We start from the raw sequence: 20,714 nt of genomic DNA on the forward strand, positions 1-20,714 counted from the left end.
GAACAATCTGGCCATATGAAAAAATAACAACAAGGATTACAGCGTTATGTACCAAATTAAAAACCACAAGGTTAAGGATTCAATAAAAGCTCAAACCCATATTACCAATGAGCAATATCAACAAATGTACCAAGCCTCTATCGAACAGCCAGAAACCTTTTGGGCTGAGCAGGCTGAAAAGTTTTTAACCTGGTTTACTCCTTGGGAAAAAGTGCATGAAAGCAACTTCGGTGAAGGTAAAGCAGCCTGGTTTATCGGCGGCAAGTTGAATGTCAGTTACAACTGTATTGACCGCCACCTGCCTGAAAAAGCCAATGATATTGCGATTATTTGGGAAGGCGATGACCCAAAAGATGACAAGAAAATTACCTATCAGGAGTTGTATGAAAACGTCTGCCGGTTCGCCAATGTACTAAAAGAGCGTGGGGTCAAAAAAGGCGACCGAGTATGTATTTATATGCCAATGATCCCTGAAGTTGCTTATGCCATGCTGGCTTGTACTCGAATTGGTGCTATCCATTCCGTAGTGTTTGGAGGCTTCTCTCCAGAGTCATTGAAAGATCGCATTCTTGATGCTGATTGCCAAACGGTTATTACAGCTGATGAAGGCATTCGTGGCGGAAAAACCATCCCATTAAAACAAAATACCGATACTGCCTTAGAACACTGCCCTAATGTAAATACGGTAGTTGTAGTCAAACACACTGGCAGCAAGATTGACTGGCATGAAAAACGAGACATCTGGTATCACCAATTAAGTGATCATGTGGCTTCATCTTGCCCACCAGAAATTATGGATGCTGAAGACCCACTATTTATCTTATATACCTCCGGCTCCACCGGAAAACCTAAAGGCGTACTACATACGACAGGTGGTTATATTCTACAAGCAGCCATGAGTCATAAATATGTGTTTGACTATCAGCCCGGTGAAATTTACTGGTGTACGGCCGATGTCGGCTGGGTAACAGGCCACTCTTATATTGTTTATGGGCCTTTAGCTAATGGCGCAACCACTTTAATGTTTGAAGGAGTACCCACTTATCCTAATGCCTCTCGTTGCTGGGAAGTAGTTGATAAACATCAGGTTAATATTTTTTATACGGCACCTACCGCTATTCGCGCCTTAATGGCCAAAGGCAATGATTATGTTACCAGCGCTAAGCGCGACTCCATTAGAATTCTTGGTACTGTGGGTGAGCCTATTAACCCGGAAGCCTGGGAGTGGTATTACAATGTAGTAGGCGAAACCCGTTGCCCAATTGTGGATACCTGGTGGCAAACCGAAACTGGCTCTATTCTTATTACCCCATTACCTGGTGCCACCGATTTAAAACCCGGCTCTGCCACTCGGCCTTTCTTCGGGGTAAAACCCGCCTTGGTGGATAATGATGGAAAACTTATTGAGGGACCAGGCTCTGGCAACTTAGTCATCACTGGCAGCTGGCCCAGCCAAATCCGCACTGTGTATGGAGACCATCAACGCTGTTTTGACACCTATTATTCCACCTATCCTGGGATGTATTTTACGGGTGATGGCGCCCGCCGTGATGAAGATGGTTATTACTGGATTACTGGTCGAGTGGATGATGTACTGAATGTTTCTGGCCATCGGTTAGGTACCGCTGAAATAGAAAGTGCTTTAGTACTACATGATGCTGTAGCAGAAGCTGCTGTTGTAGGGTATGAACACCCTATCAAAGGCCAAGGGATTTACGCTTATATTATGCCGATGCATGATGCAAACCCATCAGAAGAGCTTGTAAAAGAGTTAGGTGATTTTGTTACCAAAGAAATAGGTGCTATAGCCAAACCCGACCTGATTCAGTGGACAGCGGGTCTACCTAAAACCCGTTCAGGAAAAATTATGCGGCGAATTCTGCGTAAAATAGCCAATAATGAGCTGGAAAACTTAGGCGATACCAGCACCCTGGCGGACCCTTCAGTGGTGGATTCATTAATTAAGGACAGGAAAAATACATAATTACTATTTTATGCTTATGGACACCGCCAATTATTAGAGGTGTCCATATTAAAGACCAATCAGAACCTTTAAATAAGGCCTAGTGGGCCATGTGCAAAATAAGGTAACAACTTTACGCATGGACCACTAGCTTCAAAAGATTACTCATTAAGCTCTTTTAAACACAATTCAAAAAAACATTTGCTTCCAGCGAAGCAGGGCGGCCCAACAGCCGAAAAATTCCAATCTGCCGCTTCACAATAGGATCTTTTAACGGCAGCCACACCAGACTGGTTGAATCATCAGGAAATGCTAACTTAGGGAGTGTCGTCACCCCTATTCCGCGAGCTAATACAGAAAATAGTGAAACAATATTTTTGACTGAATAAATTGCTTTTTCAGCTAATTCCGAAGCGGCAGTATGACTTAATAATTCACAGGTACCATTTTTTATAAATGGATAAGATGAAACTTGTTGCCAGCTTACTCCCTCTTCCCATTCAGCTAGTGGATGATTATTCAAGCACACCACTCCGATTGGGTCTGAAAATAAAGGGGTAAATGCTATACGTTCATCATTAGTATGCAAGCAATTACCTAGTGCAAGATCTACTTCACCGGCTAATAATCTGGCTTCCACACCTGCTGCATTATCATCAATTAATGACACTTCTACTTTGGGGTGACTTTTCGTAAATGTTGCTAATAGTCCGGGAATTAGTTTAGCTGCCACAGAAGGCACACAAGCAACTGCCAACTTACCTCGCTGTCCTTCTGCTGCCGCTCGTAAATCTGCCTCTAATGTTTGATACTGATGAAAGAACTGTTTGACTTTAGGCAAGCAAAACTCCCCAAAAGGCGTTAGTTTAGCTTTATGTCCAGTTTCGAACAGGGCTTGTCCAAGATTTCTTTCCAGCTCTTTTACTGATGAAGATAACGCGGCTTGTGAACGACTTGCTTTAGCAGATGCAGCACGAAATCCCCCCTCTTCTGCAACCAGCAAAAAATGTTTTAGCTGTTGTATTTTTATGTCCATCGCATACTAACTCTAAGGCGCTTCTACTCGCATACAATTAATACTTACTTAGGATGCATATGTAAAACAACTCTTTAACATCCATACCAATTGTTTAGCTGATTGATAAATAAATCTTATCATTTGTCAAAAATAAACCATTCGACTGATCAGTCTTTTGTCGGCAGTATAAGCTCATATACACAAATTGCAGGATATGCACTCCAAAGCGAAGGGCATCCTTACTCATATAATAGGTGGCATATGTCTGGCACTTTTCATAAAAACTCTAGTTATAAGACCTCTGATCATAAACCCTCTAATAAAACGCCTGTAGAGACATCACTTTATGCATCAAAAGCCCCTTTAGAGTGGGCAGTGATTGGCAATAACACACTCTATACAGCTCAAATCCCTATCGATAACAAAGGTGATGTGGTTGAAGGTGGTATTGAGGCGCAAACACGCCAAACGCTGAATAACCTTGTACACACATTAGAGTCTGCGGGTGTAACAACGGATGCAGTTATCCAGGTGTTAATTTATGTCACAGACAGAACCTATTTAACCACTGTTAATCAGGTTTATGCAGAGTATTTTAATGCCCCCTACCCCAACCGCGCAGCAGTTGTGGTTGCAGGATTGGCTCGAGAAGAAATGCTGGTTGAGCTTGTTGTATACGCCGCAATCGACAACTAATAAGTTAGCTCCTCAGCAGATTAAACAACAAAAGATAGCGTTTTAAAAAAATAATTATTTACAAGGGGCCAAAGGATTTCGTATGACGTTTATAGCTGAAGTTATAGCAGAGAAAGCACTATACATTGCAGGTGAATGGCAGCCTGGAACCTCTACCATCAAAAATATTAATCCATCCGATATTTCTCAGCATTTAGGCGATTTTGCCCAAGCCAGTCAGCAGCAAGTACAACAGGCTATTGATGCTGCAAAATCTGCACAACCCATTTGGGGAAAAACGCCGTTAGAGCAAAAGCAAAAAGTTCTACAAGCAATTGGTGATGAATTAATTGCCCGTTGTGATGAGTTAGGTAAGTTGCTATCCAGCGAAGAGGGCAAACCTGTTGCTGAGGGGCGAGGTGAAATTTACCGCGCAGGCCAGTTCTTCCAATATTATGCTGCCGAAGTGTTGCGCCAAATGGGCGATATTGCTGACTCCGTGCGCCCCGGTGTTTCGGTTGAAGTCACTCGTGAAGCGGTTGGTGTAGTGGCTATCATTTCCCCCTGGAACTTCCCTACTGCCACTGCTGCTTGGAAAATAGCCCCCGCTCTGGCATTTGGTAACAGCGTGATTTGGAAGCCTGCGAATTTAACGCCAGCAAGCGCTGTTGCGCTTACTGACATCATTCACCGACAAGGCTTGCCTACTGGCACTTTTAACCTGGTTTTGGGTAGCGGTGCAGAAGTAGGCAACAGTTTAATTCATTCAGACCAAATCAATGCGGTAAGTTTTACCGGCTCAGTTGATGTCGGTCGCCAGGTGGCTGCGGCTAGCGCGCCTAATTTTGTTCGTTGCCAGCTAGAAATGGGCAGTAAAAACGCATTAGTGATTGCCGAAGATGCTGATATCAACACAGCTGTAGAAGCTACGATAATGGGATCTTTTTCAGGCACCGGCCAAAAATGCACCGCGTCTTCCCGTCTGGTTGTACTGGAAAGCATTCATGATGCCTATGTAGATGCCTTAATTAAGCGCATGGGACAGTTAAAAGTTGGCCATGCTCTGGAAGAAGGTGTGTTTATGGGGCCGGTTGTTGATGATAAGCAATTGGCATCTAACCTGAGCTGGATTGAAAAAGCCCGAGCCCATGGTGGCGAATTGGCCTTCGGGGGCGACAAGCTTTCAATGGCTCATGAAGGCTATTACATGTCTCCAACCTTATTTCTCAATACTCAGAATCAGTGGGATGTTAACCAGGAAGAAATCTTTGCGCCCATGGCTTGTGTAATTAAGGCTAGTGACCTGGATGAAGCCATCGCCACTGTAAATGACACCCGTTTTGGCTTGACCGCCGGCATTATCACTCAGAGCCTCCGCACCAGCGCATTATTCAAGCAACAAGCACAGACCGGCTGTGTCATGGTGAATCTGCCTACCGCAGGTACTGATTACCATGTACCTTTTGGTGGCCGTAAGCAGTCAAGCTTTGGTCCGCGAGAGCAAGGCCAGTATGCAAAAGAGTTTTATACCGTTGTGAAAACTGCGTATCAGCGGGCTTATTAATCACTATGAGTCAACCCCAAACATACCAAAACCAGATCATTATTGACGGCTTACAGTATTGCCGTTGGGACCGCGCTTATTTCGAAACCTTGAAGGCCAGCGGGATCACAGCTGTCCACGCTACATTGGTGTATCACGAAACCGCTCGGGAAACCTTGTCACGCTTTGCTGAGTGGAATCAACGCTTTGAGCAAAACAGCGATTTGATTATGCCTGTGATGAACATGGCGGATGTAGAAACAGCTAAGGTGACAGGCAAAGTCGGTATTTTCTTTGGCGCTCAAAACTGTAGCCCCATTGAAGATGATATTGGCTTGGTGGAAGTCATGCGCAAGCAAGGGCTGCTGATCATGCAACTGACTTATAACAATCAAAGCCTGCTGGCCACCGGCTGTTATGAGCAGCAAGACAGTGGAGTCACCCGCTTTGGTAAGCAGGTGATTGCGGAGATGAACCGGGTGGGCATGATTATCGACATGTCCCACAGTGCAGAACGTTCCACCTTAGAAGCGATTGACCTGTCAGCTCGCCCGATCTGTATCAGCCATGCAAACCCCAGCTTTGCTCATCAAGCATTGCGTAATAAATCAACTGCTGTCATTACAGCTCTAGCCAGCCGTGGGGGGCTGATTGGGTTTAGCCTCTACCCCTTCCATTTACCAAATAGCAGCCAGTGCACATTGGAAGCGTTCTGTCAGATGATCGCTACCACTGCTGATATGGTGGGAGTGGATCATTTGGGTATTGGCAGCGACCTGTGTCTTAATCAGCCACAAACCGTTCTGGAATGGATGCGCAATGGTCGCTGGTCAAAAGCCATGGACTATGGCGAAGGTTCAGCTAGTAATGCCAGCTGGCCAGATGCTCTTCCATGGTTTTGTAACAGCACTGGGATGGAAAATATTTATAACGGTTTATTCCAACAGGGGTTCAACGCATCAGAAGTCGGCCAAATTATGGGTGGCAACTGGTTCAATTTCCTTAAAACAGGTTTATCACCAGAAAGCCAGCAAACAAGTAAGTAATAAGATACTATCGCGCGCCAACCTGATATTGCCGGGAGGCATAGAATGTCTGAACTACTTAATGCTGCCAATACGGAGCATATTACAACTCAACAACCTATTGCAGCTAAGCTAGAGCTGGACAACCCCACTCAATGGCTGAGTGGCGGTTTTATTGCGCTGTTTGTCGGGCTAGCCCTTTTTGACGATAAGCTTCTCTCCAGTATTGTTAATACAGGATTTGCCTGGTCAGTTCAAGTATTTGGCCCTTATTGGCAAATACTGCTGTTGCTTACTTTTTTGATTAGTCTGTTTCTAGCCGTTGGCAGAACAGGTCATGTCAAACTGGGTAATCTAGACAAACCAGAAATGAGCAGTTTCCAGTGGCTATCTATTATTCTTTGTACTTTACTTGCCGGTGGCGGCGTATTCTGGGCAGCGGCTGAACCCATCGCCCACTTCGTTTCTCCTCCACCCTTATATGGACCACAAGAAAATACAAATCAAACGGCAATCAATGCTCTGTCACAGTCTTTTATGCATTGGGGGTTTCTAGCCTGGGCTATTTTAGGCACTCTGACCGCCATTGTATTAACACATCTTCACTATGATAAAGGCTTGCCACTAAAGCCACGTACTCTGCTTTACCCCATATTGGGTGAGCGAGCACTAAAAGGGATGACAGGCGCAACAGTTGATGCCTGCTGCATTGTTGCCGTGGCTGCTGGGACTATTGGGCCTATTGGGTTTCTTGGGTTGCAGGTAAGCTATGCATTAAATGCCTTATTTGATTTACCTGATAACTTCACCACCCAGTTCATCATTATTTTGCTCGCTATTGCTATGTATACCTTGTCTGCCCTCAGCGGACTGAATCGTGGCATTCAAATTCTCAGCCGTTACAACATTATTCTTGCGGTTGGTTTAATGGTTTACATCCTGGTAGTTGGCCCCACCCATTTTATTATTAATGGTTACCTGCAAGGGGTAGGCACCATGCTGGATAGCTTTATCCCCATGGCTACTTACCGAGGTGATGAAGGCTGGCTCAGCTGGTGGACGGTGTTTTTCTGGGGCTGGTTCCTAGGCTATGGCCCCATGATGGCAATATTTATTACTCGAATATCTCGTGGCCGCACTATTCGCCAGCTGGTATTAGCGGTTGCAGTGGCTGCACCACTAATTACCTGTTTCTGGTTTACCATTGTGGGAGGCTCAGGTTTAGCCTTTGAGATTGCAGATCCTGGTTCTGTGAGCAAAGCATTTGAAGGGTTTAATTTACCTGCATCATTGTTGGCCATTACTCAGCAACTGCCTATGCCCTTATTAACCTCTATTTTGTTTTTGGTGCTGACCTCAATATTTATTGTTACCACCGGGGATTCGATGACTTATACCATTAGCATGGTCGTTAGTGGAAAAGCAGAGCCTAATGCATTTATCAGGACTTTCTGGGGCGTAATGATGGGCCTGACTGCCATTATGTTGATTTCCCTCGGCTCCGGTGGCGTATCAGCACTGCAATCCTTTATTGTAATTACTGCAGTACCTGTATCGTTAATTCTATTGCCATCACTTTGGAATGCACCGCAGTTAGCAATAAAAATGGCAAAAGCCCAAGGTTTATAAGTTCAGATCAACTTTGTAAAACCATTAATTAATAATTAAAAAACAGATAACAACAACTTATAAAAACGAATAAAGCGTCTAACCACAGCAACTAGCAAAAACAACCAAAAAAGGTGAGCGGCCAGATTTATAACGGCCGCTCTTAATAACAATAATGAGTAGCCTGACACTCAAGCAACATTCAAGAGTGAGCAATATGGATGCACGTCTTTGTACCAAGAATCGTTCTCCATTCCGACATCCCAATACTGTGATGAACCCCGGCAGGTTAGGTGCCATGCACCAAAGTCGCTTAAGCTTTGTTCGCAGTTTAATTCGTCGTATGGCCAAACAACAGTGGACAGCTGACTTATCTCTCTGGAATATGTCAGCACAAGGCTTTGGTACCGTTATTTATCGGCTGGACACACCTAACCACCATTACCATCTCGTTATTTTTTGTGATGAAATCAGTGATGAAGAACGCAATGATCGAGTAATTGCAGAAAAGTGGGATGTTACCTTTGCCTTTGTAAAAGGAAGCATTAGCAGTACTCAACTTGCGCAGCTGCGTCATAATGTCCCCCGACAAGAAGCTGGAAGAAACAACAGTCAGGTGCTTGTATTAGCTCGCGCCAATAAAAGTGTTCGTGTATTTGAACATCTTGTCGCCTCACTAGCGAAAGGTCAGCAGCCCGATCCACAAATTCTAGCTACTGTCGGCTATATCCTGCGTACCACTGCCGTTTATGGCAATGGTAAATTCGGTATTGCTGACTTTGAATTACTACAAGCAAACCCCGATTTTAACCTCTCGTTTAGCGCACAAATGTGTGCCGTCTATTTACTGCGCCAATTCAGCATTGACTGGGTTCACTATCTTGCCCAGCAGCGGGGGGGAAATAAAGCAGCCTTTTTAAGCCGTCCATTGCAACGTTATTTGGGTATTGGCAATGCAACAGGGCTAGGCATGGCCCCTTATTTAATTAACCATCCTCGTATTGTTGACCAGTGGCTATCGGTTCGGGAACAAGCATTAGCAGAGATTGTGTCTTATGCCATTACCGAAGACAAGTGTAACCAAATCAACTTATTACTTAGTCGGGCTGCTGTACACCTGCAACAAGTGATTACCATTGACGAGCACCAGCAGCAGCTCAATAAGCATTGTGTTGGGGAAATTCAAGCTGTTATTGAGCAGGCACAACACGCTTGCCTACAACAGTGGACGTGGAAACAGCTGATAGAACAAAGCGAACAATACAGCATGGAAACCCAAGAGGTCATCCTGTCTTGCTTATTAGAGCTTTATCCAGAGCAAGTTGATCAGCATGAAAATAATATGAATACTGATGAAACCCTGTCATTAACACCCGGGATTACCGTAGCTGATGCACAACAGGTGTTAACTGATCATTACCAATGGGCATTAGCAATTGATTTTAGCCAGCCTGAAAATTGTTACTGGTTCTGGTATCGCTCAGAAGATAAAGAAGAGCCTAGACTTGGCATCCGTGGCAATGAGCCTGGCGAAGAACGTGAACTGCCACTAGATATAGGTCGCCAGGTCTATCGTTTTCATCAAGCACTTATTAATGAGCCTGAAACCACACCACTCTCTGAATTCCTTCTTCAGCACCCCCAATACCGCTCTATTGCTAGACGAGTGTGGACAATGGGCCGTTGCATAATGGGTGATATCCAAATCAATGTATTAAGCAAAGATGCCCTGCCGATGCATTTACTGCGCTGCAAGCTTGCTATGTTTGGTGCTACCAAGTTTGACCCGAGGTCTGATCGATGGGTACGTGTCACCCTGTTCCAGGGTGCTCCCTTACTGGATGAACTACATGAAAATGAGTGGTTATTTCCTCTTTTACCTGATACGGAAGGTGTAAATAATACTCATCAATTTCAATCAACTACATTATTGGACCCAGCCAAGGAGGAGGCAACTGTATAATGCAAGTTTCGCATAATGAGTTAGTTACACTTTGTGAAAAAGCGTTTTCTGGATTACAACGTCATTGTGGTGAGCCAAACATCATTGCCAACATGGTAGTTGACCTAGAGATGGTCGGGTTAAATGGCATTCAGCATTTTGTTAAAGCACTAACTTTCTTACAAAACGACAGCGATTTACCTCCGCAGGTAGACTCTTCGTCTCCATCCCAGCTCGTCGCAGACCTAAAAGGCAGCAGTATTTTAGGTTATTTGCCTATTTTGCTGGACTATGCCCAAGAACAGCTGGCAAATAAAAATAGCATCACACTATCAATTGAACACTGCCATAATCGCTGGCTGGCTTTTGGGGTTCTGATTAATCTGGCTAATCAAGGTCTTTCCGTTAAGGCCGCGTGGAGTAATGGCAGTCACCCACAACATGTGGTGTACCTCATCACCCCTAGTAACCAGCTACCAGAGATTTATATTGCTGATGTACCAACAGACTGCTTACACTCACTAACTATTGAAATTAGCAAAAGCCCCATTCAGCCACCCCAGCAAAAAGAATACAACCAGCATATTACTTCCGACGAACTTAACAGCGCTAAACAGCACGCCTGGGCAAACGGTATCATGGTTAGTGAGTCTGACTGGGATAAGTTAAAGCAGCATGCTAAAGCGATATTGGTTGCAACAAATGAGATATCTCAGCTAGGAGCTGGCGAGCAGGTTGCTTAATCCCTTCACCCCGTTCCAGCTAGCGCTCTTATTAAAGTTATATTTAGCACCCTCTCCCTCAGGGTGAGGGTGAAGTTACTTTAAAGCCACCGTTACACAGAACAGCCAGCACTTCTATTTCAATGAATGCAGCTGTCGCTAGTCTTGCTGTAGCAAACTAGCGACAGCCTCAAAAAGGGCGAAACATTTTATTTACAATACTTTTTAATCTGCTGCTCTAGAACCTTGGCTCGTTGCTGTCTTTCTTTTTCAGTGACTTTCAGCTCCTTGCCCTTTTTATCCACAAACACCACTCTACCTTGCAGTTTACTTAAGCGTTGTTTGGCACTTTGGCAGGCTTTCTTGCGTGGATTCTCTTTTTTCTTGGCCTGTTGCTGATCCTGCTGCTGCTTTTGAATAGACCGATTTCTGTTAATCTGTTGTTGTTTACGTTTAGCATTTTCATCTAAGTAGTTAAAGTCGGTATTCTGTACCTTAACTTCCACTTTTTCTGTTTGCTGCTGAGCATTAACAGGCGGCTTATCACTGTAATGAACATTCCCTTGCTTATCTACCCACTTATACAGCTCTGACATGGCTGGCACAGCAACCAATAACAACATTAAACTAATAATCCGACCAACTTTCATTATTCCTAACTCATCAATATATCTAGCTTTATACCCTTTACGAATGACTTTTGGGTTTGTTGTTATCATCCCCTAGAAAACCCTTCATATTGGCTATACGTATGCACAGTTAGTATATCGCGATTAATAAAAATAATAGGTAAGTTTTGAAGATTTTATAGAAATAAAGAAATGGTGTACCCAGTAAGAAACCTAACAACATCCAAATAGCTGGAGAGTTTGGCCTTGGTGGCGCTCCATAGCGATTTGGCTGTTTTTGCCCTGCTCCAATAAACAAATGGACCAGCACTAGCAAGTTAACAAAGGGAACAACCAACCCTACACTAAGCCAAGCTGGCCAGCCAAAATCATGTAAACGCTGAATCACTAACGGTAAAATAGCAACAACCGCAACAGCAATAATCACCCAAGGAATATAGGATTCTCGCATTAGGTTATCCAGCAGACCTGGCTGATGAGTTTTTGCCAAAAGCTGTAGTACATCAATAGCTATGAGGATAGGCAGAACTACCAATAGAAAGTAGCAAGCAAACCTTGCCCGCCCTAGTCGCCCTTTAACAGAAAACCATCTGGCTTTTGCATAATCTTGCGCTTCTACAAGGGGGTCCCCAGAAATAACTTGTTGCTTATTGCTAAACACTCAACAAATACCTTCTACTTTAACAAGCTACTATCTTATGCAAGCAAAAAGTATATGTTGACAAGATTCAGGCTGTTTTGTGAACAGCTTCAGTGGGGAGGTAACAAAGCTTACAATAGGGAGCTTAAGTAAACCTAACTAAAAAAAGTGCTGCCCCCGAAGAGGCAGCTAACATCAACGCTAGGTTTAGGGAACTATTTCCACCTTGGATCTGCACCAAAGTAGTTATCACCCTCGGTACCAGACCAAGTTAAAATAACCTTGTTTTTTCAGTGCCTTATTTTTTTCAGTAACTGTTTGCTTTCCTACAACATTATCAATATCGAGTATTATCAATATCGAGTGACATCCACTGAGGGTGATTAATCATAAGAACCTTTCTTAGGTAACCCTTCAAGCACTATTGATCAAATATCAGTAGAATTAAATAGCAAACAATAAATTCAATAATAAACCACTTAAATAATTAAACTACGCTGAGAAGAAGGATAATATAAATCCCCCACATAAAAAGATAACCAGTTCAAATTAGTATAAAGTATTTGTTGTATATTTTAACAGCAAATACAAGTACGCCTGTTCGAATTCAAATTAACCTCAACAGCAGTACTCCAACAAAAAATTTTAGTATTACTGCCATTAAATTTTACTGTAAAAAAAATGAAACCAGTACATAAACAATCAATTGGATTAATTGCTCATTGTCAGCCTAATTAACAACCATTAGGATGCAAACTACACAAAACATGTTAACTACTTCAAATTAAACCATTTTTCTAAGCTGGAACGGGCTTTGCGTTATATTCTGTGACCTACTTCCTAACGACTTTTGCCCTGCTCCTGCAGGGCTTCTTTTTCTTAACCGTCAGGAGAGCGCAGTGAAGTTGTTGCATACTTTAGTTATAGCAGTTATTTTTTTACCAACGACTGTTCAAGCCATTCCTACTTATCTTGTTAATCTGGATACTCCGTACCCCAAAATATTTTCAAATTATTATTTTTTCAGCCCAATGAAAGTGCCACTTCTTACGATGCATATGCCCCCCTATCGGATACAAGAAGAGCAATCATACAATACAAATGACTTATTTATTTTCAACACATCAGCTCCAGCAAAAAAACAGGACCTAAGCACTCCACCAAAGAAAAAAATAAAAAAACAAGAAAATTTTATTAAGATCTTGGCTGCAGGAATAATTTCGATGAAACTGTTAGGCAGCAAATCTGCAAATTAGTTTTTAGCTACAGAATTCATAACATCGAATTATTTACTATTAACTACACAGCCAATCACAGCTCACTCTAACGCATATAAAATATGCTATACCTAGGGCGAAGAGCTCAACAACAGCAAAATCTTACAGACTAACAATTCTACTTACTAAGATGTTAACCGGTATTTTTTTGAGAGTTAACTGCCTACTTTCAACAATCATTACAACCACCAGCCAAACTACAACTTTTGTATAAAAAGCTGCGCCACCAAATTAAAGCACCTGCATCAAAAACAAGCACTCAAATACTAAAAGAGCAGCTTTTTTTCACTTCTGAGCTGGCCTAGCTTTTGCTTACGATAAAAACAACAACTGTAGTCATCTTTAATTCGATACACAAAACCTAGAGTATAAAAAATGACTAAAAAAACCGTAGTTACCATGTCAAACAATCGTACTAACACTAACAAAATAAGACTAATGATATTCAATAAAATAATTTGACATTGATCAATTTTTAATTAACTCTTATTCGGGGCCATCATAATAACAATAATGAATACAAAGAATACTATCTATGCCTCAAAAGAGAGCTTGTGCAGTAAGGTAGCCGTATAATCGACGTAACTTGTATTCAGGGGAGAGTTTAAGTTTACAGCTGTTAGCGCTACTTCCCGCCTGGTATAACAAAAATACAACAAATAAATACTCAAGACGTAGAAGTTTAATTTAGGAAAGCTAGTAGTTGCGTTTTTTCAGTTTTCGAAAAAATGTTGACTGAAATTCATTATTTGACGTGCTTGCCAAAAATTTTTCGTCACGAGCATACAGGTTGAAGAAAATTATTATAAGGAGTGAGTAAATGAACCCTAAGAAATTGTTTGCTGTTGTTTCTGCGTCACTGTTAGCGACTTATGGTGCAACCTCTCTAGCTGATATTGCACCAGCCACTGATAGAATCATAATTAAATATAAAAAAGTGCAAAGTAACGGCTCTTCTGTAGCTGATGTAAATTTAAACAGACCTCTTATGGTCGCAGGAAAACCATTAAAGCATTTACGTCGTACGAGTACTGGCGCACAAGTATATAAAATTGGAGAGTCAGTTGATCTAGCAACAGCTGAAAAAATAGCCAAGGAGCTTAGTAATAAAAGTCATGTGATGTATGCTGAACCTGATTATATAATGACCAAACAACAAGTCCCTAATGACTCTCGTTTTAGTGAGCAATGGAATTATCATGATTCAACTGGTGGCATCAATTTACCAAAAGCCTGGAATATTTCCACTGGCAGCAAAGATGTTGTTATAGCTGTTGTTGATACTGGCGTTCGCCCTCATGCCGACCTAAGAGCCAATTTAGTATCTGGTTATGATTTTATATCTGACAGTGATAATGCTAACGACGGCAGCGGCAGAGATAGTAATGAATATGACCCAGGAGATGCTGCTCGTGCAGGTGAATGTGGTTTCAATAGTCCCTCAAGAGATACCACAAGCTCATGGCACGGAACTCATGTGGCAGGCACCATAGCAGCCACATCTAATAATGGCAGCGGAGTTTCTGGCGTTGCTTGGAACGCTAAAATACTACCTGTTCGTGTGTTAGGTAAGTGCGGCGGTTATACCTCAGATATTACTGATGGTATGCGTTGGGCTGCTGGTTTTAAAGTACAGGGAGTTCCTACTAACAGTTATCCAGCTCAAGTCATTAATTTAAGTTTAGGGGGTTATGGTCGTTGCTCTTCAACCTATCGATATACCATTGAAGATATTGTCGAAAAAGGCGTCACAGTAGTAGTTGCTGCCGGAAATGAAAGCATGAATGCCGCAAATGCATCGCCAGGTAACTGTCCAGACGTTATCAATGTTGCCGCTACCAATCGCGATGGCAATAAATCCTGGTACTCTAACTATGGCAGCAAAGTCACTGTAGCAGCTCCAGGTGGTGAAACAAACTATCGAAACAGTGATAACGAGTTAGTTTGGGAAGACAAATCCCAAGGCATTTTATCTACTTTAAATAGTGGCGATGATCGCCCAGGTTCAGATAACTATGAGTTTTATCAGGGAACAAGTATGGCTGCTCCCCATGTGGCAGGTGTAGTAGCATTAATGTACTCAGTTAATCCTGATATTACCCCAAGCCAAGTGAAGTCTATTTTAACTGATACTGCCAGAGATTTTCCAAATAACAGCAAATGCCATAGCTATGGTTGTGGAGCAGGCATTATTGATGCGTATGCTGCTGTGAAAAAAGCTAAATCATTAGTGAGAAGTACTGAAACTGAACCAGGCTCAGGTGGTACTGGTGGTAACTGTTACTTTGATACATGGGATTGGCGCTGGGTTTGTATTTAACATACGTGCCTAAATGTCAACCACTATCACCTTGACTGATCAACTCGACTCAAAATAACAATTTAACTGATAATGCCTCATTCTTTATGTAGTGAATGGGGTTTAGCCAAAACCATATTATACACTCTACTAGCTGCATAATTTACTTCAGACAGCCCATAAAAAAACCCCCGCTATAGTTAATAGCGGGGGGAGTATCTTACCAGACCCTACTCCATAAGAAATCCGCTTTCTTTAATCCACGTCCTAAACAACATCCCTGTTGCTACGGGCAAAGAAAACTGGCTGCTATGGTAGCTTAAAATAGAAAACTCTCAATCAGATATACACGCCAATTGTCGTAAGAAATATCTTACAACTCTCTTCCAACTCTCTTCCAACTCTCATTCGCGCAACAATTTATCGCTCAAACTCGACCATTAAGCGCATTTCTAAAAGTGCTCTTCTCCAAACTCATACATCGGCCCACAACCAGATCGGATAGCCTCTGCCAGCCCATATACCCTGGGTAATAATCGCTGATTAAAGTAGTTAGCTGTTAACAACTTACTTTGTGAAAATTCTCCCTCAGTTTTTTTCTCAAGTGCCGTCTTCACCATCAGCGCCCACATATAGCTGTATGCGGTATAACCAAATACATGAAGATATTCAACAGATGCGGCCCCAACTTCGTTAACATCATTTGCCGCCTGCTCAATAATCCAGTTCGTTAATTCCACCAGGTTATTTAATGCTCTATCTAATGGCTCAATATACTTAATTAATGCAGTATTATTTTTTTCACTATTGATAAAAGCTTTTACTTCTTCAGCAAAACAATTAAAAAACTCACCCTTGTTATGCACTACTTTTCTGCCCATCAAATCAAGTGCTTGAATACCATTAGTACCCTCATAAATTTGAGCAATTCTCACATCTCGTACCAGCTGCTCTTGCCCCCATTCTCTAATGTAACCATGCCCACCGTATACTTGTTGACCTAATACACAATTATCTAGCCCGATATCAGTGAAAAATGCTTTAGTGATCGGAGTTAGTAATGCTACCAGCTTTTCAGCTGCTGCCTTAGTAGCAGCATCAGTTGAATATTTAGCAATATCTAATTGCATGGCTACATAAGTTGAAAATGCCCTGCCTGCCTCAGTCATCGCTTTGATATTAAGCAACATTCGCCGTACATCAGCATGTCCAATAATCGGGTCTGCAGCTTGATCAGAGCGTTTACCATCAATAACCGCTTTACCTTGAATACGCTCTTTGGCATAGGACAGTGCTTTCTGATATGACATTTCAGAGCAGCCTAAACCCTGAATACCAATCGATAGTCTTTCATAGTTCATCATGGTGAACATACAAACCAGACCACGATTTTCTTCACCAACTAAATAACCTTTGGCACCATCAAAGTTCATCACACAAGTTGAGGATGCTTTAATCCCCATTTTATGCTCAATTGACCCACAATGTACGGCATTTCTCTCACCTAAAGAGCCATCTTCGTTCACCATTATTTTAGGCACTAAAAATAATGAAATCCCTTTTGAGCCCGCTGGTGCATCAGGTAATTTTGCTAAAACTAAATGAATGATATTGCCTGTTAAATCATGCTCGCCACCGGTAATAAAAATTTTGGTGCCAGTTATTAAAAAGCTGCCGTCAGCCTGAGGCTCTGCTTTAGTACGAATAATGCCTAAATCAGTACCAGCATGAGGCTCTGTTAAACACATTGAACCAGACCATTCGCCACTGTAAATTTTTTCCAGATAGGTAGTTTTTAATTCTTCAGTGGCATGCTTATCTATAGCAAGGCAAGCACCTGATGACAGGGTTTGGTACAACATAAATGAGTTATTAGCGCTGTACCCCATTTCTTCCACTTGCACCGCCAGCATTTTAGGCATTCCCATACCACCATACTCGGGGTTACCAGAAAGTCCTACCCAACCACCCTCTGCATAAGTACGATGCGCCTCTATAAAACCAGAAGGAGTAGTTACTTTACCATCATCCCATTTAACCCCTTCTTCATCACCAGACCGGTTGATGGGTGCTAATAGGTTTGTAGCTAATTTACCTGCCTCTTCTAAAATGGCATCGGCAGTTTCACGCTCAACCAACTCAGCCAGTGACTCCCATTGAGACCACAGTTGATCTGCTTTAAATACGTCATACAGCACAAATTGCATATCTGTGATTGGTGCTTGATACTCAGCCATGACTGTGGCCCTCCGCTTGTTTTTTTAATCAGGATATATCAATAATAAATCAAACATAACCTGCCTGTTACACCATAATTTGACTAATTAGTTTTTGATTCTTTGATATTCTTTCTAAAGGTAAACTACTCATTTAAATCTATAATTAACTGCCAATCCCATAATGGAACAAATCAGATGTAAGGACACAAATAAGATGCCCATAAAATTTTTGAGTATTTTTATCTTAAGCTTTTTTAGTTACAGCTATTGTGCTGCCGATAACTTTATTAATGGCATAGCTGTTAGTACCGGACCAGAAACCAATTCAAACGCAGATATGGACAGTTATCGGCTTTCATTACTTTGGGACTGGCAACAGGACTGGTTACAAGGGTCTAATTGGCTGCTTTCTGGTTACTATGATTTAAGCCTCTTTTATTGGGAAAACCAACTTAACCATCAGGATAACCTGTCTGCCGAAGGTAATGGGTCTACTACTGGTATCTCATTTAGCCCAGTATTTAGAATTAAGCCTAGACAGCCTTTATGGAACACCTTTACCCCCTATGTCGAAATTGGGGTAGGGGCAACCTTGTTAACCCATTCACGCATCGTAGCAAAAGCTACTACTGCCGTAGACCTTGGCAACAACTTCCAATTTGAAGACCGTATCGGTTTAGGGCTGCAACTTGGCAGCCAGCAACAGTTTGAGCTAGGCTATCGCTATATTCACTATTCGAATGCAGGTATTACCAGTGACAATGACGGAATCGATTTTCAACAGTTACACCTCAGCTTCTGGTTTTAGCTGGATTCAGCTTGCTCAATATAATTTTTGGGGTTTATCCATCAAGTCTACTCAGCTAGCTGACTATCAGTCTTAGCCAACCAGCCGATTCAATCACTGTTGCAGTAATTATGAAGTTTATTTTTCAGTGGCTATGCACTAAGTTGCTTCCCAGCTGGATGCGTAATAAAACACCTGACGCAAAACACTTCTACCGTCGGCTATTTACCGATACTTACCAAAATAAAAAACAACGACTCGCTATTTACTGGTTGATACTGGGAGGCTTTCTCACCCAAATAAATTCACTACCTGCTATAGTTTGCTTATTATTAATCGCCACCTTTGCCACTTTTGCAATACTCGATGAAGGCTAGTTTTTTAACAGACATAATAAAAAAAGCCCGTAGTGACCTACGGGCAAATCATCGCTGCTAAAACCTTCTATACCTTTTACGATATATAAACTTTTGATTTCACAAATAAATAACTCTTACTATTAAAGGTAATTACATTAATACTTCACCAAACTCTGACGTTTCTATTGCCATTATATTGTCAGCACCTGACAATATAGTAGTTTTATGTGTTAGTGTGCGAGGCAAAATCCGCTGGAAATAAAACTGCGCAGTTTTCAATTTACCTTGGTAAAAGCTTTCTTCAGTGGTGCCCGCCGCCAGCTTTTCACTGGCTACTTTTGCCATTTCTGCCCAGAAATAAGCTAAGCAGGCGTAACCAGAATACATTAAGTAGTCATAGGCTGCGGCCCCGACCTCATCTCTATTCTGCATGGCAGCCATTCCAATTTTCATGGTTAGCTCACCCCACTCTTTATTAAGTGCCGCTAGTGGTTCAACAAACTCTTTTATAGCCTCATTTTCTTCATTGGCCTTACAGAATTTATACACTATTTTGGTAAAGCGTTTTAACGATTCACCTTGGGTCATCAGCACTTTACGGCCCAATAAATCCAGTGCTTGAATACCTGTTGTGCCTTCATACATTAATGCTATACGACAGTCGCGAACATTCTGCTCCATGCCCCACTCACTGATATAACCATGCCCACCAAACACTTGCATCCCATGGTTAGCTGCCTCAAAGCCCACTTCTGTCATAAACGCTTTAGCAATAGGGGTTAAGAAAGACAATAACTGATCTGCTTCTTCCCGCTCTTCCTCACTTTCAGCCTGTTTAGCTATATCCACTAATTTCGCGGCATAATAAGCCAGCGCTCGGTTACCTTCAGCAAATGACTTAATGGTAAGCAACATCCGTCGTACATCGGGGTGCACAATAATGGGATCAGCTGGTTTATCTGGTGATTTCGGCCCCGTTAATGAACGCATTTGTAGTCGCTCATTGGCGTAAGCCAGTGCACCTTGATAGGACACTTCAGTATGAGCTAACCCTTGTAAACCAGTACCTAATCGCGCCGTATTCATAAAAGTAAACATGCAGTTTAAGCCTTTATTAGGCGGCCCGATTAAATAACCCGTGGCACTATCAAAGTTCATTACACAAGTAGCATTACCGTGAATACCCATTTTGTGCTCTAGCGATCCACAACTGACTTCATTACGATCGCCAAGCTCGCCTTGTTCGTTAGGTACGAACTTCGGCACGATAAATAACGAAATACCTTTAGTGCCGCTTGGCGCATCTGGCAGTCTTGCCAATACGATATGCACAATATTGTCTGCCATATCGTGCTCACCAGCAGAAATAAATATTTTGGTACCTGAGATTTTATAGCTACCATCGGCTTGAGGTTCAGCCTTGGTTCTAAGCAAACCTAAATCAGTTCCACAGTGTGGTTCAGTAAGACACATCGTACCTGTCCACTCACCTGAAATCAGCTTGGTCAAATACAACTGTTTTTGTTCTTCCGTACCATGCTCAGCTAAGGTATTCATCGCTCCATGGCTCAGGCCTGGGTACATACCCCAGGACCAGTTAGACTCACCTATCAACTCACTCATTACCAGTCCTAGTGATTCTGGCAGCCCTTGGCCACCATACTCTGGTTCATGAGCTAATGAAGGCCAACCACCTTCAACATATTGTTGATAGGCTTCTTTAAAACCAGTTGGAGTCTTTACTTCTCCATCAGTTAACTGGCAACCTTCCTGATCACCCACCTGGTTTAGAGGTGCCAGTACCTGCTCACAAAATTTAGCGCCTTCTTCCAAAATGGCATTGACCATATCTGGGGTGGCTTCCTCACAGCCTGGCAAAGTTGCGTAGTGTTCTGGGTAAGACAGCACTTCATCACGCACAAACCGGATATCTCGTAAGGGGGCTTTATACTCTGGCATTGTCAACGCACCTCAATATTATTCTCGTTATACCCTGGATATATTGATA

General features: G+C 42.4%; 16 protein-coding genes. 11 read left to right on the forward strand and 5 right to left on the reverse strand.

From position 1 onward, the window contains the following. The first annotated feature begins 46 nt into the window (after window positions 1-46). Entirely contained in the window at window positions 47-1,984 is a 1,938-nt protein-coding gene (acs, locus tag OQE68_RS09040) for an acetate--CoA ligase (protein ID WP_180569317.1), read from the forward strand. 157 nt (window positions 1,985-2,141) lie between these two features. Here the strand turns inward: acs and OQE68_RS09045 are convergent, their stop codons facing one another. After that, window positions 2,142-2,999: a LysR family transcriptional regulator gene (locus OQE68_RS09045; protein WP_180569316.1), complete on the reverse strand. Its 858-nt coding sequence runs from the start codon at window positions 2,997-2,999 to the stop codon at window positions 2,142-2,144. 243 nt (window positions 3,000-3,242) lie between these two features. On the opposite strand from OQE68_RS09045, the gene OQE68_RS09050 reads away from it, so the two are divergent. The 6 genes from OQE68_RS09050 to OQE68_RS09075 all read left to right on the forward strand — a co-directional run bounded on the left by OQE68_RS09050 (window position 3,243) and on the right by OQE68_RS09075 (window position 10,517). Beyond that, window positions 3,243-3,677, forward strand: coding sequence for a RidA family protein (locus tag OQE68_RS09050; RefSeq protein WP_180569315.1), 435 nt, complete (start codon window positions 3,243-3,245; stop codon window positions 3,675-3,677). 82 nt (window positions 3,678-3,759) lie between these two features. Then, window positions 3,760-5,220: an aldehyde dehydrogenase family protein gene (locus OQE68_RS09055; protein WP_180569314.1), complete on the forward strand. Its 1,461-nt coding sequence runs from the start codon at window positions 3,760-3,762 to the stop codon at window positions 5,218-5,220. Between the two features lie 5 nt (window positions 5,221-5,225). Then, entirely contained in the window at window positions 5,226-6,245 is a 1,020-nt protein-coding gene (locus OQE68_RS09060; protein WP_180569313.1) for a membrane dipeptidase, read from the forward strand. A 45-nt stretch (window positions 6,246-6,290) separates the two neighbouring features. Further along, window positions 6,291-7,853: a BCCT family transporter gene (locus tag OQE68_RS09065; protein WP_180569312.1), complete on the forward strand. Its 1,563-nt coding sequence runs from the start codon at window positions 6,291-6,293 to the stop codon at window positions 7,851-7,853. A 196-nt stretch (window positions 7,854-8,049) separates the two neighbouring features. Next, on the forward strand, window positions 8,050-9,795 hold the full coding sequence (locus tag OQE68_RS09070; RefSeq protein ID WP_219340075.1) for a hypothetical protein: 1,746 nt from the start codon (window positions 8,050-8,052) through the stop codon (window positions 9,793-9,795). Beyond that, on the forward strand, window positions 9,795-10,517 hold the full coding sequence (locus OQE68_RS09075) for a DUF3726 domain-containing protein (RefSeq protein ID WP_219340074.1): 723 nt from the start codon (window positions 9,795-9,797) through the stop codon (window positions 10,515-10,517). The genes OQE68_RS09070 and OQE68_RS09075 overlap by 1 nt, the downstream gene beginning before the upstream one ends. Before the next feature lie 188 nt (window positions 10,518-10,705). Here OQE68_RS09075 and OQE68_RS09080 read toward each other — a convergent pair whose 3' ends face one another. Both OQE68_RS09080 and OQE68_RS09085 read right to left on the reverse strand, forming a co-directional pair. Then, window positions 10,706-11,215 carry a DUF4124 domain-containing protein gene (locus OQE68_RS09080; RefSeq protein WP_180569311.1) on the reverse strand — a complete coding sequence of 170 codons (510 nt, stop codon included), beginning with the start codon at window positions 11,213-11,215 and terminating at the stop codon, window positions 10,706-10,708. 40 nt (window positions 11,216-11,255) lie between these two features. After that, entirely contained in the window at window positions 11,256-11,786 is a 531-nt protein-coding gene (locus OQE68_RS09085) for a DUF805 domain-containing protein (protein ID WP_180569310.1), read from the reverse strand. A gap of 878 nt (window positions 11,787-12,664) precedes the next feature. Between OQE68_RS09085 and OQE68_RS09090 the strand changes: the two genes are divergently transcribed. Both OQE68_RS09090 and OQE68_RS09095 read left to right on the forward strand, forming a co-directional pair. Beyond that, complete coding sequence (locus OQE68_RS09090; RefSeq protein WP_180569309.1) at window positions 12,665-13,021, forward strand: hypothetical protein; 357 nt, start codon at window positions 12,665-12,667, stop codon at window positions 13,019-13,021. Window positions 13,022-13,862: 841 nt separating this feature from the next. Next, entirely contained in the window at window positions 13,863-15,362 is a 1,500-nt protein-coding gene (locus OQE68_RS09095) for a S8 family peptidase (protein ID WP_180569308.1), read from the forward strand. A gap of 431 nt (window positions 15,363-15,793) precedes the next feature. Here OQE68_RS09095 and OQE68_RS09100 read toward each other — a convergent pair whose 3' ends face one another. Next, entirely contained in the window at window positions 15,794-17,578 is a 1,785-nt protein-coding gene (locus tag OQE68_RS09100) for an acyl-CoA dehydrogenase C-terminal domain-containing protein (RefSeq protein WP_180569307.1), read from the reverse strand. A gap of 196 nt (window positions 17,579-17,774) precedes the next feature. On the opposite strand from OQE68_RS09100, the gene OQE68_RS09105 reads away from it, so the two are divergent. Both OQE68_RS09105 and OQE68_RS09110 read left to right on the forward strand, forming a co-directional pair. After that, window positions 17,775-18,368 carry an acyloxyacyl hydrolase gene (locus OQE68_RS09105; RefSeq protein WP_180569306.1) on the forward strand — a complete coding sequence of 198 codons (594 nt, stop codon included), beginning with the start codon at window positions 17,775-17,777 and terminating at the stop codon, window positions 18,366-18,368. Window positions 18,369-18,478: 110 nt separating this feature from the next. After that, the gene (locus tag OQE68_RS09110) at window positions 18,479-18,724 is read left to right on the forward strand and encodes a hypothetical protein (protein ID WP_180569305.1); all 246 of its coding nucleotides are present in this window, start codon (window positions 18,479-18,481) and stop codon (window positions 18,722-18,724) included. Window positions 18,725-18,856: 132 nt separating this feature from the next. Here OQE68_RS09110 and OQE68_RS09115 read toward each other — a convergent pair whose 3' ends face one another. After that, on the reverse strand, window positions 18,857-20,665 hold the full coding sequence (locus tag OQE68_RS09115) for a phenylacyl-CoA dehydrogenase (RefSeq protein ID WP_180569304.1): 1,809 nt from the start codon (window positions 20,663-20,665) through the stop codon (window positions 18,857-18,859). Between the last annotated feature and the right edge of the window lie 49 nt (window positions 20,666-20,714).

The organism is Spartinivicinus marinus (assembly GCF_026309355.1).
Lineage (GTDB): Bacteria > Pseudomonadota > Gammaproteobacteria > Pseudomonadales > Zooshikellaceae > Spartinivicinus > Spartinivicinus marinus.